Annotated in this window: 15 protein-coding genes; 5 read left to right on the top strand and 10 right to left on the bottom strand. The window is 33.2% G+C overall.

Annotation, left to right across the window (positions count from 1 at the left end; translation table 11 throughout):
* Window position 1 precedes the first annotated feature (1 nt).
* The 3 genes from AC2A1D_RS15535 to AC2A1D_RS15525 form a co-directional block, all read right to left on the bottom strand.
* Window positions 2-367 carry a hypothetical protein gene (locus tag AC2A1D_RS15535; RefSeq protein ID WP_484044491.1) on the bottom strand — a complete coding sequence of 122 codons (366 nt, stop codon included), beginning with the start codon at window positions 365-367 and terminating at the stop codon, window positions 2-4.
* A gap of 77 nt (window positions 368-444) precedes the next feature.
* Window positions 445-1,371, bottom strand: a complete 927-nt coding sequence (locus AC2A1D_RS15530; protein WP_484044490.1) for an acyltransferase family protein — start codon at window positions 1,369-1,371, stop codon at window positions 445-447.
* A 77-nt stretch (window positions 1,372-1,448) separates the two neighbouring features.
* A complete protein-coding gene (locus AC2A1D_RS15525) occupies window positions 1,449-2,354 on the bottom strand; it encodes a DUF808 family protein (RefSeq protein WP_484044489.1) in 906 nt (301 codons plus the stop codon).
* Between the two features lie 191 nt (window positions 2,355-2,545).
* On the opposite strand from AC2A1D_RS15525, the gene AC2A1D_RS15520 reads away from it, so the two are divergent.
* Together AC2A1D_RS15520 and AC2A1D_RS15515 are read left to right on the top strand one after the other, a co-directional pair.
* The gene (locus AC2A1D_RS15520; RefSeq protein ID WP_484044488.1) at window positions 2,546-3,379 is read left to right on the top strand and encodes a hypothetical protein; all 834 of its coding nucleotides are present in this window, start codon (window positions 2,546-2,548) and stop codon (window positions 3,377-3,379) included.
* Window positions 3,380-3,431: 52 nt separating this feature from the next.
* Window positions 3,432-4,316 (top strand): alpha/beta fold hydrolase, encoded by an 885-nt coding sequence (locus AC2A1D_RS15515; protein ID WP_484044487.1) that lies wholly within the window; start codon window positions 3,432-3,434, stop codon window positions 4,314-4,316.
* Window positions 4,317-4,453: 137 nt separating this feature from the next.
* Here the strand turns inward: AC2A1D_RS15515 and AC2A1D_RS15510 are convergent, their stop codons facing one another.
* The 4 genes from AC2A1D_RS15510 to AC2A1D_RS15495 form a co-directional block, all read right to left on the bottom strand.
* Window positions 4,454-5,173 carry a DedA family protein gene (locus AC2A1D_RS15510; RefSeq protein ID WP_484044486.1) on the bottom strand — a complete coding sequence of 240 codons (720 nt, stop codon included), beginning with the start codon at window positions 5,171-5,173 and terminating at the stop codon, window positions 4,454-4,456.
* A gap of 73 nt (window positions 5,174-5,246) precedes the next feature.
* Window positions 5,247-6,359 carry a peptide chain release factor 2 gene (gene prfB, locus AC2A1D_RS15505; RefSeq protein ID WP_484044485.1) on the bottom strand — a complete coding sequence of 371 codons (1,113 nt, stop codon included), beginning with the start codon at window positions 6,357-6,359 and terminating at the stop codon, window positions 5,247-5,249.
* Between the two features lie 409 nt (window positions 6,360-6,768).
* On the bottom strand, window positions 6,769-7,389 hold the full coding sequence (locus AC2A1D_RS15500) for a hypothetical protein (protein ID WP_484044484.1): 621 nt from the start codon (window positions 7,387-7,389) through the stop codon (window positions 6,769-6,771).
* Between the two features lie 816 nt (window positions 7,390-8,205).
* Window positions 8,206-9,558 carry an AAA family ATPase gene (locus tag AC2A1D_RS15495; RefSeq protein WP_484044483.1) on the bottom strand — a complete coding sequence of 451 codons (1,353 nt, stop codon included), beginning with the start codon at window positions 9,556-9,558 and terminating at the stop codon, window positions 8,206-8,208.
* Between the two features lie 205 nt (window positions 9,559-9,763).
* On the opposite strand from AC2A1D_RS15495, the gene AC2A1D_RS15490 reads away from it, so the two are divergent.
* From AC2A1D_RS15490 to AC2A1D_RS15480, 3 genes are all read left to right on the top strand, one after another.
* The gene (locus AC2A1D_RS15490) at window positions 9,764-10,666 is read left to right on the top strand and encodes an ABC transporter ATP-binding protein (protein ID WP_484044482.1); all 903 of its coding nucleotides are present in this window, start codon (window positions 9,764-9,766) and stop codon (window positions 10,664-10,666) included.
* 2 nt (window positions 10,667-10,668) lie between these two features.
* Window positions 10,669-11,514 carry an ABC transporter permease gene (locus tag AC2A1D_RS15485; protein ID WP_484044481.1) on the top strand — a complete coding sequence of 282 codons (846 nt, stop codon included), beginning with the start codon at window positions 10,669-10,671 and terminating at the stop codon, window positions 11,512-11,514.
* Window positions 11,515-11,709: 195 nt separating this feature from the next.
* Complete coding sequence (locus AC2A1D_RS15480; protein ID WP_484044480.1) at window positions 11,710-12,366, top strand: murein L,D-transpeptidase catalytic domain-containing protein; 657 nt, start codon at window positions 11,710-11,712, stop codon at window positions 12,364-12,366.
* 59 nt (window positions 12,367-12,425) lie between these two features.
* Here AC2A1D_RS15480 and msrB read toward each other — a convergent pair whose 3' ends face one another.
* The 3 genes from msrB to AC2A1D_RS15465 all read right to left on the bottom strand — a co-directional run bounded on the left by msrB (window position 12,426) and on the right by AC2A1D_RS15465 (window position 16,266).
* Window positions 12,426-13,520, bottom strand: a complete 1,095-nt coding sequence (gene msrB, locus AC2A1D_RS15475) for a peptide-methionine (R)-S-oxide reductase MsrB (protein ID WP_484044479.1) — start codon at window positions 13,518-13,520, stop codon at window positions 12,426-12,428.
* A gap of 227 nt (window positions 13,521-13,747) precedes the next feature.
* Window positions 13,748-14,944 carry an efflux RND transporter periplasmic adaptor subunit gene (locus AC2A1D_RS15470; RefSeq protein WP_484044478.1) on the bottom strand — a complete coding sequence of 399 codons (1,197 nt, stop codon included), beginning with the start codon at window positions 14,942-14,944 and terminating at the stop codon, window positions 13,748-13,750.
* A gap of 53 nt (window positions 14,945-14,997) precedes the next feature.
* Complete coding sequence (locus AC2A1D_RS15465) at window positions 14,998-16,266, bottom strand: ABC transporter permease (RefSeq protein WP_484044477.1); 1,269 nt, start codon at window positions 16,264-16,266, stop codon at window positions 14,998-15,000.
* Window position 16,267: the final 1 nt, after the last annotated feature.

The following is a 16,267-nucleotide window of genomic DNA, read 5'->3' as shown; positions in this document are numbered from 1 at the left end:
ATTAACAAAACCGTGGAGGCTGGAAAATAGTAGAAAGATAACTGCTGGAAAAGTCTTTTTCCTGATAAACAGTTGATTTTTGAGAAATAATGATTTCTTTTATTTTTTCGAAATGAAAAGTGGTTTCCGGAAGTTTTGCATACACCATCAACACAATCGGCGGATTGAAGAAAGGTAATTTTTGGTCGGTATCCCAATCTGCATCTTTTTGGTGATTATCGTAATGGTCTACCAAAAACTCTGCAATGCTTCCCGGATAATCCATAAGATGTTCTATAAATACGGGCATCTTCAATACTTCCGCCACATTTGTTGTAGCGATTGAGTACGTAAGCGCGCAAAATATAGAAATCCATTTTAACATCATTGCAAAGATAAGGGATATACATTAAATAGTAAATGTAGCTAGCTTAATTTTAGCTAATTTAGAATCTTTACATCATATTATAAAATATATTTTAGCTTTTTATTGATAAAAACCAACAACAAACTGGAAATAATCAACGCACTGAAAAACAGTAAGTCTTCGTATTTTAAAATGGTTACATTTTTAGATTTAAATATGTAAAACATCAACAAAGGATGAATAAGATACATGGCTGTAGAAAAACTTGCCAAAATTTTCGACTCTGTTTTGAACGGTAAATTTTTACAATAAATAAACAAAACCGGACAAGCCAAAAGCAAAGTAAACAACAAATCTACACTGTCTTTTAATGGTAATTTTAAAACTTTAATATTAAAGAAAGCTTCTGCGACAACAGCTAAAATAGAGAATATAACCAAGCCTAAAGAAGGTTTTCTTTTTACATCGATTTCATATTTTTTAATTAAAAAACCAATCGCCAAAAACGGAAAACACACGAAAAGAAAATTCCTGTACAAAGGAAAGAGATTAAAAAAAACATCTGTTTGTCCCGAAAAATAATGTGAATTTCCTAAAAACTGAAGTGTATAACCGCAAAGAAAAAACAAAGCAATTAAAAAAACAATCGACTTAAAACTGGCGTTTCTTACCAAATAAAGCAAGATTCCGGCAAAAAAAGTTCCGATAAGATACCATAAATGATGATAGCCAAAAACGATGTTACTAAAAACCTCTCCTTTTTTCCACAAAGGAATATAGATAATGCTCCAAATGGCATACAAAAGAAAAATTCTGATGAGCCATTTTTTTAATTTCACAACATCATTTACGAAGTAAAAATAATATCCGCTAATGATTAAAAAAACCGGAACGCCAAGACGAAATAGTCCGTTTACCAAAACGTAACTAAGCTCTGGAAAGCCTTTTCGAAGAAAATGCATGTGCAACCCGACAACAAAAAAAGCGAGTACAATCTTCAACAAATCTATGGCTAAACTTCTCATAGTAAACAAAAAAGTTTACGAATGTACTCAAAAAAGTATTCTCGTAAACTTTATATTTTTTATTGAACTCTCAACTTTTACTTTTTCGCTACTAATGCGTAAGCTTTTTTTATGGCTGTAAAAACGACCACTCCAACCAAACCGCCCACAATTCCAAAAACGATTTGCTTAAGAGTTTCGTTCCAGGTAGGTAAACTGTGGTGTAAGAAATCTACATTATGGTCAAAAATACCACCTGCAACCATAATTAAAGCAATTGTTCCGATTACACCAAGAGATTTAATCACCCAAGGAAGTGCATCTACCAAAAGTTTTCCTAATTTCGAGAAAAACCCTTTACCATTACTTTTTCGAATCAATTTAAAACCAGCATCATCCATTCTTACAATAAGAGCTACAATACCGTAAACTCCTACCGTTGCAACAATAGAAACAATGGCAACAGAGGCAATTTCTACCACAAGAGGATCAAACTGAGACTTCAAAGACTCGTATTTATCTTTGGCAGAAGCCAATGCGATAATCACAATTTCTAGAGACAAGATAAAATCGGTTGCAATAGCAGATTTAACCTTTGTATTCTCTGTTACTTCATTTTCTTCTACCACTTCATCTGCTTCTTCAATTACTTCATGACCTTCTTTTTCTCTGTGAAACAAAAATTCAATAATTTTCTCTACACCTTCATATGCTAAATACAAACCACCAAAAATTAGAATGATCTTAATAGCCGGAGAATACAGCCATTCTAAGAGAAAAACGACAGGAACGATAATTAATTTATTGATAAAAGACCCTTTCATGATTTTCATCAAAACCGGAATTTCTCGTGAAGAAAGGAAGCCAGTAGCTTTTTCGGCGTTTACAGCGAGGTCATCGCCCAAAATCCCAGCTGTTTTCTGAGTCGCTACTTTACTTGTTACCGCCACATCGTCCATTAACGCCGCAATATCATCAAGAATTGCAAAAAAGCCTGAAGCCATAATTTTTAATATATTTTTAAGTATTGTTAAAATAAAACAGGAACAAAAATAATGTTTTAATTTGGTACTGAAAAAGTTTGTACTCAAAAGCTTTCGTTATGAAGAGAAAATCGGTCTGTAGAGTCACCGCAAAGTGTAAAATTCCATCTAAAAAATTTCAAGATTTGTATTTTAGGGGTTTGAATTTAAAAATGAAACACACCATCTTCATTCTATTTCTTCCATTTTTTTGCTTTTCTCAGAAAGATATTAGCCGAATTGAATGTACCATAAAATCTTTTGAAACCACTTGTCTTGAAAATTCAAAAGTGATTTCTAAAATTCAGTATAAACTTCCTTATTCCACTTATCATAATTCAAAAATTGAACGAATTTTTGGGCGTTTTGAAGATTTGAACCGCGCCTTATCTTATAAAAATTTCAAGGAAAACGATATTGATTGGACGTGCAACGAAAAATTTATGGAACTCAACAATCCGCCGGTTTATTTTGCTCAAAAAATTGATGATTCGAGAAGTTTTTATTTCCTACATAACTACGACAGACATCAGATTTACAAGGGAACACAAGATTTATGGAAGATAAAAACCATCAGCTTAACCGACCCTAAAAAAAATCTGCATTTATATAATCGAGAGCATGAAAATGATGATAATTTTGAAGCAACTTTCAATTACTATAATGAAAGCGGAAGAATTATTTACATCTATCATCAACGAGGAAATCAATTTGATGAATTTCGATATGAATATGATGACAGTTCGCTGAATTACTCAATTTACAAGAACGAAATACTCTGGGAAACCTATTCTACTTTTTATAATAGTGAAAACGGTACTGAAGATGTAGAAATTACCCAACATAACGTTTCTGAATCTTATCAGTTTGATAAAAAGAACAATGCATTTTTAGCAAAATCAAAATTTGAAAAAGAAAACAAAAATTGCGATTGCAAAGAAGGATTTGTTACAAAAATTGAATTTTGGAATGAAAACAAATGCAGACAACCCATTATTTTAGAATAAAAGTCATATTTTTAAAATTGCTCAACTTTATGATTTTCACTACATTTAAACTATGAAAAAACTGATTCTTCAATATCATTTTTTTGTTTTGGGCTTAATCAGTTTTGTCCTCAATTCCTGCAATACCAAATTCCGAGTTTGGGTAGGAAATAACTCGCAGAAAGTATACAATTTAAAATACGGCGAACATAAAAAACAAAAAATGGATATTTTTCTTCCTGAAAACTATCCGCAAGATTCGCCTGTAGTGCTTATTGTACACGGCGGCGCTTGGAAACACGGGAATAAAGAGCACATGATTCACATTCAAAAGATGCTTTTTAAGAACAATATTCCGAGTGTAAATATGAATTATCGCTTACTTTCTAAAGGTATTACGTACAAAGAACAACTTCAAGATATTGATTCTGCCATTTTAAAATTCAATTCTTTAGCCGAAAAGGCGGAACTTTTGCCTAATAATTTTATCATTTTAGGAGAAAGTGCGGGTGGACATTTGGCTTTACTTTACGGGTATCAAAATCCGGATAAAATAAAGAAAATCATTTCCTTAAGTGGTCCGACAGATTTTTATTCTGAAGAATATTTGTCGTCTTTTTACTCAAGATATACTTCAAGAACGATTCAAAAAATGGTGGGCGTAAAATTTAAGAGAAAAAATCTTTCTGAAGCTTTCAAAAAAGCAAGCCCCATTGCGAATGTTTCAAACGTTCCTACTCTTTTATTTCAAGGAAACAGCGATTTTTTGGTCAATCATAAGCAAGGTTTAGCGTTAGATTCTGTTTTAACGAAAATGGAAATCCCACACAAATTGGTTTACATGAAAAATACTGGTCATGCGCCAAGGTTTTTCAATAAAAAAAAGAGAGACACGCTTATTTATCCTAGTATTTTGGAATGGATAAAGGATGAGCAATGGGTAATGGGTAATGAGTAATTAGTAATAAATTGATAATTGATAATTGATAATTGATAATTGATAATTGATAATTGATAATTTTAATATTTTAGATATTCTATATTCAAAACAAAAAAACCTGCAAAATGCAGGTTTCTATTTTATATTTTAACAAATTATTCTTCGTCTTTGTTGATGAGTTCATCAAGTCTTTCATCTTCAGCTTTATGGTCTGTTTTTGGAGCTCCGAAAATAAATTTCAAAACAACAGGAACTGTCGTAATCAAAACGATAACAATAATAATTAATTCTAATTTCTTCTTAAGGTCTATTCCAAACTGTTCTAAAAACAATTTATCTAAATAATGCCCTGCAAAAATCAAAATAAATGACCACAGAAAAGCACCAATAATATTATCTCTTAAGAATGCTTTTTTATCCATTTTTACAATACCCGCTACAATCGGTGTAAAAGTTCTTACCACCGGTAAAAATCTAGCCATAATGATTGCTAAAGCCCCATTTTTCTCGAAAAAATCATGTGCTTGATACAAGTATTTTTTCTTAAAAAGGAAAGTATCTTCTTTCTTATAAAGAGCGGAACCTGTTCTTAAGCCGAAGTAATATCCAACCTCATTTCCAATAATTGCAGCAAGGGCAACCGCAGTGGCCAAAATTGTGGTATCTAGAAAATCACTTCCCGTAGAGCCAAAAGTTTCTTTAATAATTTCTACCGCATAGATTCCGGATACGAAAAGTAATGAATCGCCCGGTAGAAAAAAGCCTACAAAAAGACCGGTTTCTGCAAAAATAATGAACAAAATGAGCCAAAACCCACCCATCTTAATATAAAACTCAGGGTTTAATAAATCCTTCCAACTGTGAAAATCTTCCATAAATATTGATGAGTAACAAAAATACAGCTAATAAACTATAGCACGAAATATATTAGCATATTTTAACGAAAATTTATAGGTCTAAATCATCGTCAGAAACTGCAGTTCCATCGGCCATTAAAAAGGCTTTAAGGAATGGCGTAAGATTTCCATTCATCACAGAATCTACATCCGAAGTTTCGTAACCAGAACGCACATCTTTCACCAATTTATAAGGATGCATTACGTAGTTTCTGATTTGGCTTCCCCACTCAATTTTCATTTTATTAGCTTCGATTTCGTTTCTTGCCTTCATTCTTTCTTCCAATTCCATTTCGTACAATCTTGAACGAAGCAATTGCATTGCTTTTTCCTTGTTCTGAAGCTGCGAACGAGATTCTGAGTTCTCAATGATAATTCCTGTAGGTGCGTGACGAAGACGAACGGCAGTTTCCACCTTGTTTACGTTCTGACCTCCCGCTCCGGAAGACCTCATCGTTTCAAATGAAATATCTGCCGGATTAATATTAATCTCAATCGTATCATCAACCAAAGGATACACGTACACAGAAACGAAACTTGTATGTCTTTTTGCATTAGAATCGAAAGGAGAAATTCTCACCAAACGATGTACGCCGTTTTCACCGCGAAGATATCCAAAAGCAAATTCGCCTTCAATTTCAAGCGTAACAGTCTTTACACCAGCAACATCGCCTTCCTGAAAGTTGAGTTCACGAATTTTATAGCCTTGTTTTTCCGCCCACATTGTGTACATCCTCATCAACATCGAAGCCCAATCGCAACTTTCTGTCCCACCTGCTCCTGCCGTAATCTGTAAAACAGCAGAAAGCTCATCTCCTTCATTAGAAAGCATATTTCTGAATTCTAAATCTTCAATTTTCTCCAATAAAAGAGGGAAAGTTTCATCCAATTCCTGTTCAGAATCTGGGTCTTCTTTGGCAAACTCTAGCAAAACCTGTAAATCTTCAAACTGAGTGTTGATTTCTTCATAATCTTCTACCCATTTTTTCTTAGAACGAAGTTGCTTAAGAAAAACTTCTGCCGTTTTAGGATTGTCCCAAAATTCTGGAGAAGCAGTTTTTTCGTCGTCATTAGCAATTTCAATTTTCTTTTTATCAATCTGAAGATATTTTTGAAGGTCTTCAATTCGAGCTTGCGTTTCTTTTATCTGGTCGTTGTTTATCACGATTTTTTAATTTGTGCAAAAATAAGAAGAATATTTTGGGAATGTAAGTGTATTTTGTTTTGAGAGACAAATAATAAAAAAAGCAACCTTGCATTATACAAAGTTGCTTTACCTAAAATTAAAATTTTTCAGTTTGATCTAAATTTTATTCGACAGTCGAAAGACATGTTTTTTCTGTTTTATTAAAAAATTTCAACTAGGCTTTGCTATTAGAATAGCACTTTTTTTTCTTTTTTTTCTTTTCTCATCATTTGTGTATTACAAATCTACCGTAAAGTGTAAAAAAAAGAAAAAAATGAGCGTTGCAAAAGCGTTGCATTTTAAAAAACTACCAGTCAACACGTTAGAGAAAACAAATCGCAAAAAACCTTTAAATGAAACGTTCTTGAAACGGTTATTACGAATAAAATTAAAGATCTTGAGTAATCTCCTGTAAGTTCTTATCATTAAAATGTGGATTTTTTTTCTTGAAGCGATGCCATGTACTTCTTATCGTTTCAGAAGAAACTCCTTGCGCTTGCGCAATTTCTTTGTAAGAGAAATGAAGTTTAGAAAGACAAAGCATTCTAATTTCTGCCGCAGTAATATCCGGAAACTGAATTCTGAGTTTTTCTACAAAATCAGGAAAAACATTTGTAAAGTCTTGACTAAAGTTTTTCCACTGCTCTTCGGTAAGAATAGTTGCTTCTTTCAGGTTCGAAATAATACTTTCATTTTCTTCTAGCTTTTTACTTTGAAGTTCTTCTATCAATTTATTATTTTCTTGAACATGAACTAATAAATTCTGGAGTTTATCCTGAGCAATTTTCAGTTCTTGCTCTGCCAATTTTGTTGCAGCTTCAGTTTCTATCTTCAATTTTTCAGCTTCAAATTTTTCTTTGGCTAATTTTATCTCAAGGTCTCTCTTTTCCAGTTCTTTTCTGATAATTTTCCTACGAGACATAATAATAAAAACGGTAATTGCCAAAAAGCTTAGTGACAAAAAAAGAATTATATAGACGAGCGTATAGGTAAAATCCTGCTTATTCATTCTTTAAAAATACTTTCAGTTGTTTATTTACAAAATACTGGTAAACAATAAAGAAAATGTAATTGAAAATCCAAATATCAACAAACGGTTTTTCCCACAAAATCAAATCATAGTTACCAGAAATATAAATTACACTGCTGCATAACATGAAAAGAGTAATGCCCATACAAAAATTATAGTATGTATCTTTTTCCCCCAGCGTTGTGTATAAGTATACAAGACCCAAAATAAATAAAGATATTGAGATAAACAAAATTTCAAACAAATTGAATCTCCAAAAAAGCGTCGGATCTTGAAAATACTGTATGCCCAAGATTAAATAAAAAATAGCCGACGCAAGTACAATTACTTTTTTAACCCACTGAACATCAATAACATTATAAAAAAAGAATGATAAAAAAGTATATTCACAATGAAATATAAAGTGTGATAGAAATAAATTACTATTCGTTTCTGCAATCCCTACGATATGACAAGTTACTTCGATAATGGCCGTCGAAAGCAGATAGAAAGACAACAATTTATAAATTTTCGAAGAGTTACTTTTTTTATGACGCCAATATTGATAAGTATTAAAAATCAAAAAAAACAGACCTATAAAGCTAATCGCATATAAAAACCAATACATATTAATCCCTTTTAATTGCTTAAATTTTCACTTATGTAAGATAACTTATACAGCAGAACAAGTAAACAAAACAGATGATTTTAAAATAATTCACCCATAATCAAATACTTATACTAAAAACTCATCAACTTACCTCTTTGAAAGTACGATTTTTTTTTCAATTATAAAGAATTATAGTACTTTAAAGTTTATTCTTTATCAACTTCATCATTATGCTGAAAACCGATTGCTCTTCTTGGTTCTTCCACAGCTTTGTATGTTTCCAACTCATCTTTTAAAGCTTTAATTCTAAATTGAAAATCATCCACATTATTAATAATTGCATCATGCAAAAATTGAGCAACCTGGCTAAGGTATTCCTCTGTAAGCTTAGCTGCAGCCTCGCGCAACGCACCGTGCATTATCTTTTGGTCTATCACTAACTTTTCATTTCTGGTTTTTTGATAAATTTTCTTAATTCTCTTCTTTAAACTCTGGCTAAAATCAATAATCATCGTATTACTGAACGCTTTCATTTGGGCTGCAACTCCTTTCCAGAAAGGAATTTTATCTGCTTTATTATATTTTAAAATTTTGTACAATAAAGAGTCGTCTTCCAAATCTTTTAGCATAGAAAACAAAATAAATTCGGCTCTTTCCGCTGCATTCGGAGGAAAAACAGGCACTAGAACATCAAATCTGCCGGCTGCCAAAATTTCTTCTTCAATCTCCGCCACAGAATTTGCAGAACCCAACATCAAAATATTCTCTGAGGTAAACTTTCCAATATGATGCAAAACCACATCCTGTGTGGCCAAATTTGCTGCAGAAACACTGTTTTCATCATTTCTTTCAAGCATAATTTCGTCGAAATCTTCCAAAAAAAGTGCTGTTTTTTGTTCTTTCAGCATATTTACCAAAAAATCGTTGAAAGTTGTCTTATTTCCATCTACATACGTCGTAGAAAGATAATATCTTTTAATCTCTTTAAATTTATATCCTATAATTTCAGCAATTTTAGTTGCCCAAAAGATTTTTCCGCTTCCGGGAGGGCCGTACAAAATAATTCCTGCAGGTTTGTGAATTCCCCAATCTTTAATCTGACGCGGATTTAAAAACGGCTCCAAAACACTCGAAATGTAAAAGAATAAATCTCGATAACCGATAAAATCTCTTTGCTGAAGACTGGTTTTATTGCCAAAATAATCATATACAAATTGGTAATTTCCGCCTAATTTTTTATCAATTCCAAAACTAGAAATCGAAGAACGGAAAAAACCATTATCAAAAATATTTCCCTGTGATTCTTTAATAATTTTCTCTACCTTATCTTGTGGTTGATTGATGGTTTCAGCAATTTCTTTCGCTGATTTTTCAGCATCTAGGTCTTTTTCGTATTGACGAAGAAAATCGATGTTTTCACGTACAAATTTTTCAAAATCATCTTTAATTTCGAAATTCGTAAAAATGCATTCGCAAAGGTCTAAATCAAAATCCTGAATAAACCTTTTAATGGCTTCTGCCGAAATATTGAGTTCGCGTGCGAGTTCTGTAAGCTTCATAATCAAATATAATCAATTTTGTGGAATCGTGATTCGGAGTGCGTGATTCGAGTTTCGGGGTTCAAGATTTGGGATAAAAATTCTTCCCACTTCCCACTTCCCACTTCCAACATTTCCCATCCAACATCGCACCAAAAATATATTTCACCTCTTCATGTAACAAAACATCTCGTTATTCTACTATTTAAAGGTAAAGCAAATTATCATGGAAAAAATTTTATCAGTAAAGAATCTGACAAAAAAATTCAAAAGAGTTGTGGTAAACGAAATTTCTTTTGATGTCGAAAAAGGCAACGTTTACGGACTTCTCGGTCCCAACGGAAGCGGGAAATCTACCACTTTCGGTATGTTGCTTTCTACCATCAATCCTACTTCTGGAGAATGGTATTGGTTTGGCAAAAAAGGAACAGAACCCGAAACATTAAAAAAAATCGGGGCAATTATTGAGCAACCCAACTTTTACCCTTATTTAAGCGCCGAAAAAAATCTAAAAATCGTAGCCGAGATTAAAGGAACTCCTTACAGCAGAATCGATGAAGTTCTTTCTACTGTTGGGCTTTTAGAGAGAAAAAAAGATACTTTCAAAACCTATTCTTTAGGAATGAAACAACGTTTGGCGATTGCTTCTTCTCTTCTTAACAACCCTGAAGTTTTAATTTTAGATGAACCAACAAACGGTTTAGACCCGGAAGGAATTATTCAAATCCGTGAAATTATCTCAACTATTGCGCAGCAAGGTATCACTATTATTATCGCAAGTCACCTTTTGGATGAAATTGAAAAAATTTGCAGCCATGTGATTGTTTTAAAACAAGGAACTGCCATTTATTCTGGGAGAGTAGATGAAATGACGAGCAACAAAGGATTTTTTGAGTTGAAAGCAGACAACAATACCGCGCTTCTTCAAACTTTGCAAAATTTAAACTGGTTCAGTTCGATAAACACGGAAGGCGATTTCATCAAAGCGCATATTCGCGATGATGCTTCTGTTTCCGCATCGATGCTAAACCAAACTCTTGCTGAAAAAGGTATTTATCTATCGCATCTCAACAAGAAAAAATTATCTCTTGAAACTCAATTCTTAGAACTTGTAAAAAACGCTAACTAATCATGATAAAATTATTAAAACTAGAATACTACAAAAACCTAAACTATATGCCGTTTAAGGTTTTCAGCATTATTTATTTTGCGATTCTGATTGGTTTTTTATTCATCGGTCTTGTTGATCTTAACTTGAGTGAAAACTTCAAACTCAATCTAAAAGAACAGGGAATGTATGATTTCCCTGGAATTTGGAATTTTACCACATATTTTGTCGCTTTACTCAAAATATTTTTAGGATTAATTATTGTTTTTTCAATCTGTCAGGAATTTACCAACAGAATGTTTAAACAAAATACAATCGACGGATTGAGCCGAAAAGAGTTTATTGCTTCAAAGCTTTTGACGATTTTCGTTTATACATTGATATCGACACTTATTGTCTTTTTAATCACCCTTTGGCTTGGATATTCTTATTCAAAAACTACAGATTCTGCTTTAGTTACAAAGGAAATATTTTTCATAGGACATTATTTTCTTAAGCTATTTACTTTTTTCAGCTTTATGCTTTTCCTTTCTGTATTATTCAGAAAATCGATTTTTGTGCTGTTATTTTTCTTCTTTTTTTGGATTGCAGAATTTATCATCTCTAAAATTGAAGTTTTTATGCACATTAAAAATCTTAATTCAAAGCAACAGATTGATGCCATGAATAACGATTTTTTCTTTTCAAGGTTTTTCCCTTTAGAAAGCATGTCGAATCTAATTCCTTCGCCATTTTTCAGAATGCAGATCATGCAGGCATTTGGTAAATACGAATTCCACTACCCAACAGAAAGTTTAATTGCCTGTCTTGTTTGGTGTGTAATCTTTATCGGTGGTTCTTATTTAATTTTGAAAAAGAGAGATTGGTAGAGAGAGCTTAAGGTTAAGGTTTGAAGACTTTGGAGAAACAAAACCTTTGTAGCAAATGTTTATCGTGTTTGCGGAGCTCCGGAGGAGCGACACCTTTAATCTTAACTTTGAATACTATTTTTAAACATAAAAAAGTGATTCCAAAAGAATCACTTTTGTTTTTTATTTGATACATTTAAAAGTCAAAACCAAGCGATGAAAAACACAATATTCAGCCTTCTAATTTCTTTCATTTTATTACAAATTTCCTGTTCCAAAGGTCAAGGAAATATATTTTCCGTGGGAAATGAAAACTCAGCTGAAATCACGACTAAACCTGAACTTGACACCATAAAAACCCATAAAAAAGCACAAGAGGCCCTTGAATTTTGCAAGAAAAAGAAATTCAACACCGATTTTGCTATTTTAATTGATATGAGCTTACATTCTGGTGTAAAAAGACTTTTTGTTTACGATTTTAACGAAAATAAAATCATTCAAAAACATCTTGTTGGTCACGGTTGCGGAATCCATCAATGGAGTTTTGATGGTTCTAAAGACAGTCCGAAATTCAGCAATGAAGACGGAAACCATTTATCTTCGCTAGGAAAATACAAAATTGGTGAGCGCGGTGTGAGTGAATGGGGCGTAAAAACAAAATATTTAATGCACGGTTTAGAAGAAAGCAACAACAATGCACTCAAAAGATTTATCGTCTTTCATTCTTGGGAAAAAATGAGCGACAAGGAAGTTTTCCCGAACGGTTCGCCTGAAGGTTGGGGTTGCCCAACAGTTTCCAATAATGCTTTCCGAGCGATAGACCCGATATTAAAAAACTCCAAAAAACCTGTTTTGATGTGGATTTACCAATAAAAAAAGAAACCGCCTTACGACGGTCTCCTTACCAAACACTAATAAACTATGAAAAACATTTATTTTTTATCTAAAAGCGGAAGATATTCTCCGTAACCTTTTTCCTGCATTTCGGCTTTCGGAACAAACTTCAAAGACGCTGAATTGATACAATATCTTAAACCTCCTTTATCTTCCGGACCATCATTAAAAACGTGTCCCAAATGCGCATCTCCTGTTTTGCTACGTACTTCTACTCTAGTCATTCCTGCAGATTTATCGAGTTTTTCGGCAATTAATTTTTTAGTAATTGGTTTAGAAAAACTTGGCCATCCACAACCAGACTCAAATTTATCTGTTGAAATAAACAACGGCTCTCCTGTGGTAATATCTACATAAATTCCTTCGCGGGTTTCGTCCCAATATTCGTTTTGGAAAGGCATTTCTGTACCATTTTCTTGCGTAACTCTATATTGCTCCGATGTAAGTTTTTGCTTTAAAACTGCCTTATCCTGTTTTTGATAAGTCTCTGTTTTTTTTGGCGGATTCGCATTTCTTGCAATTTCAAAAAGACCAGGTTCAATATGACAATATCCTCCCGGATTTTTATCTAAATAATCCTGATGATAATTTTCTGCCGCATAAAAATTCTTCAACGGAATAGTTTCTACTACAACAGGTTGAGCGTAATTCTTTGCCAATTTTGCCACTTCCGCTTTTACAATAGCTTCCGTTTCTTTGTCGGTGGAGTAAATTCCGGTTCTATAATTATCACCTCGGTCGTTTCCTTGTTTGTTGAGGCTTGTTGGGTCGATGGTTTTAAAATACAAATCAATTAATAATTTTAAATCCACAATTTCTGGGTCGTATTTCACCTTTACAGCTTCCGTAAAACCTGTGGTATGACTTACCACTTCTTCATAAGTTGGATTTTTTTTGTTCCCGTTTGCGTATCCTACTTCCGTAGAAACAACCCCTCTAATCTGTTGAAAAAAATGCTCGGTTCCCCAAAAGCAACCTCCTGCAAAATACACTTCCTTAAGATTTTTATTATCCATTTCTTCTTTATTTTCCTTTTCATTAAGGCTTTCATTTGGTTTTATAGATTTCTCGCACGAATTGGCGAAAGCCGTAATTCCCAACACAAAAGCCAGTAAAACCAATATATTCTTCATTTTTTCTTTATTAAACATTTGTATACTATTATTATTTTTGAAAGCCTTCTTTATTCAACAAAGATTGGGCTAATTTTCTTATATATTGAAAGATAATTTCTATTACAGAAATAATAATTTCTTATCTCATCCTCCTTTAATAGAATATACGAAATCTTACATTTTTTGGATTTCAAGAACATAAAAAATCCCGAAAAATTCGGGATTAATTATTCTAGACTAAATTTTTATTTTTTAGATTTTTCTTTAAGTTCTTCTTTGTCTTTATCAGAAGGGTTCCAAACTTTCACCTCATCATCTTTCGTAATTCCTGAAAGAATTTGAACATTAATTCCGTCGCTTGCGCCTAATTTTACAAATACTTTTTTGAATTTTCCATCTTTCTGTTTCACTTCAACGAAAGGAACGTCTTTCCCGTTCTTTTTCTCGTACTGAACCAAAGATTCATCCAAAAGCAAAGCATTTTTTTCTGATTTCAAAACTATTTCTCCGTTTGCCGAAAACCCTGCTCTAATATACTCGTTGTTTGGATTTTGAACATCACCTTCCACTGGGAATTTAATAGTTCCGTTTTCGTCTTTTCCTTTCGGAGCAATCATCGTAAGTTTTCCAGGGAAATTTTTATTCTGTAAAGCACCGATAATGATGTTCATTGTCATTCCTTGCTTTAATTTTCCAGCTTGAGCTTCATCAATTTTTCCTTCAAAAATCAATGAATTTAGATTTGCAATCGAACAAATAGTAGTTCCTGCGTTAAAAGAGTTTGCTTCAATTACCTGACTTCCTATTTTCACAGGAACTTCAAGTACGGTTCCTGATGCTTTAGAACGAATTTGGGTAGTTGCCAAACCTTGAAGTTCTGGAGTTGCCCCTGTTTTAGCAATCTGTAAAGCTTTCAAAGCTGTTACCAATTGTTGGTTTGCGTTTTTCAAAGATTGTTGCTGTGTGAAGAGCTGCTGTTGTGCTGTAAGATATTCCTGCTTAGAAATTACGCCTTGTTTGAAAAGTTTTTCAGACATGGCAAATTGATTTTGCACGTTGGCAACATTCATTTTAGCGTTATTAATCTGAAGTTGTGCATTTTGCACGTTTTGCTGTGCATTATTTACTTCTGCAATATTAGGAACGATTCTAACCGTAGCAATTAATTGTCCGGCTTCTACTCTATCTCCTTCATCCACCAAAATTTTATCGATAATACCGGCAATATTGGGTTTAATTTCAATTTCTTCTTTAGGAACAATTTTTCCCGTTGCCATTACCTTGTCTTCCATGTTTTGGATGGTAGGTTTTCTGGTAAGGAAGGCTTCATTTTCTTTCTTATTGGATTTCACCAAATAACTGATTCCCAGAACAAGTATTCCGGCAAAAATAATTCCGAGGACAATGTAGATTGCTTTTTTCCAGTTGAACTTCTTTTTCATATATAGTTTATTTTTTTCTTTATTAATTTCGCCCTTTCAGGGCTCTTTTATATTTATTCAGTTCTTAATGCTTCAATTGGGCGAATTTTCACCGCTCTTTGTGCAGGGATCATCCCAATAATTAATCCTAACAAAACCATTACTCCCATCGCACTGAAAACGTTGCCATAATTTACAGTCGGGTTATAAAATGGAAACGCGTCCTGGCCTTTCGTCATCATATCTAATCCCATAAGAAGCAGAATTCCAAACATGAAACCGAGAAGCCCGGAAGAAAGTGTAATCACGACACTTTCCAGCAAAATTTGGTTTCGTACTTCGGCTGGTTTTGCGCCTAAAGCTCTTCTGATTCCAATTTCTTTGGTTCTTTCTTTTACCGTAATCAAAAGGATATTTGAGATGGCAATTACACCGGCAAGAATGGTTAAAGTTCCTACAATGATGGTCAGTAACTGCATTCCGTCTAGGAAACCTGTTAATTTTTTAAATTCTTTCCCTAAATTGAATGTTCCAAAAGCATTCGTATCGTTGGGAGAAACTTTATTTTTAGTTTTTAAAACGTCTTTAATTTTAACCTCAACATCACTTACTTCGGCGTCGGGTTTACTTACGACAGAAAAAACATCTACTTTATCGCCATTATTAAACAGTCTGGTAAAAGACGAAAGCGGAATATATACCGTTCTGTCATTTTCCATAGGACCGCCTCTTTTTACTCTGAAAACACCAATTACGTTAAAGAAAACACCTTTAATATTGATAGATTTCCCGAGCGGGTCTTCATTTTTTTTAGCATCGAAAAAGTTTTTGTAAATCTCTTCTCCGATAACGGCTACATTTTTATTTTGAGAAAGGTCGGCATCATTTAAGTATCTTCCAAAAATGAGTTTTTTCTCAGAAATTTTATTTCCGATCGGGGAATCTCCCGTTAAAGAATAGGTTGCATATTTCCCATTTCTAGACATTTGCTCACCTGCACTTCCAAAATTACCTCGTGAGTTTTGAGGAGAAATATAATCTACTTGCGGAACTTTCCTTTCTATAAGTTCAATATCTGAAAGATGCAAATCCATTGGTCTGCCTTTCGGGAAACCTTCGTAAGGGATGGATGTACTTTGCGCCCACAAAAAAATAGTATTGGTCGCAAAACCTGAAAACAATTTATCGAAACCGTTTTCCATTCCTTTTGCAGCGCCCAAAAGACTTACGTAGAGAAACATTCCCCAACCTACACCAATCATGGTAAGGAAGGTTCGAAGCTTATTATTCCTCAAAGAATAATAAATCTCTTGCCATGTATCTTTGCTAAATAAAATATTCACG

This window comes from Chryseobacterium sp. HNCC26DJ239 (genome assembly GCF_057180445.1).
Note: the sequence above shows the minus strand (reverse complement) of the source record. Positions and strands in the feature narration are given on the sequence as shown.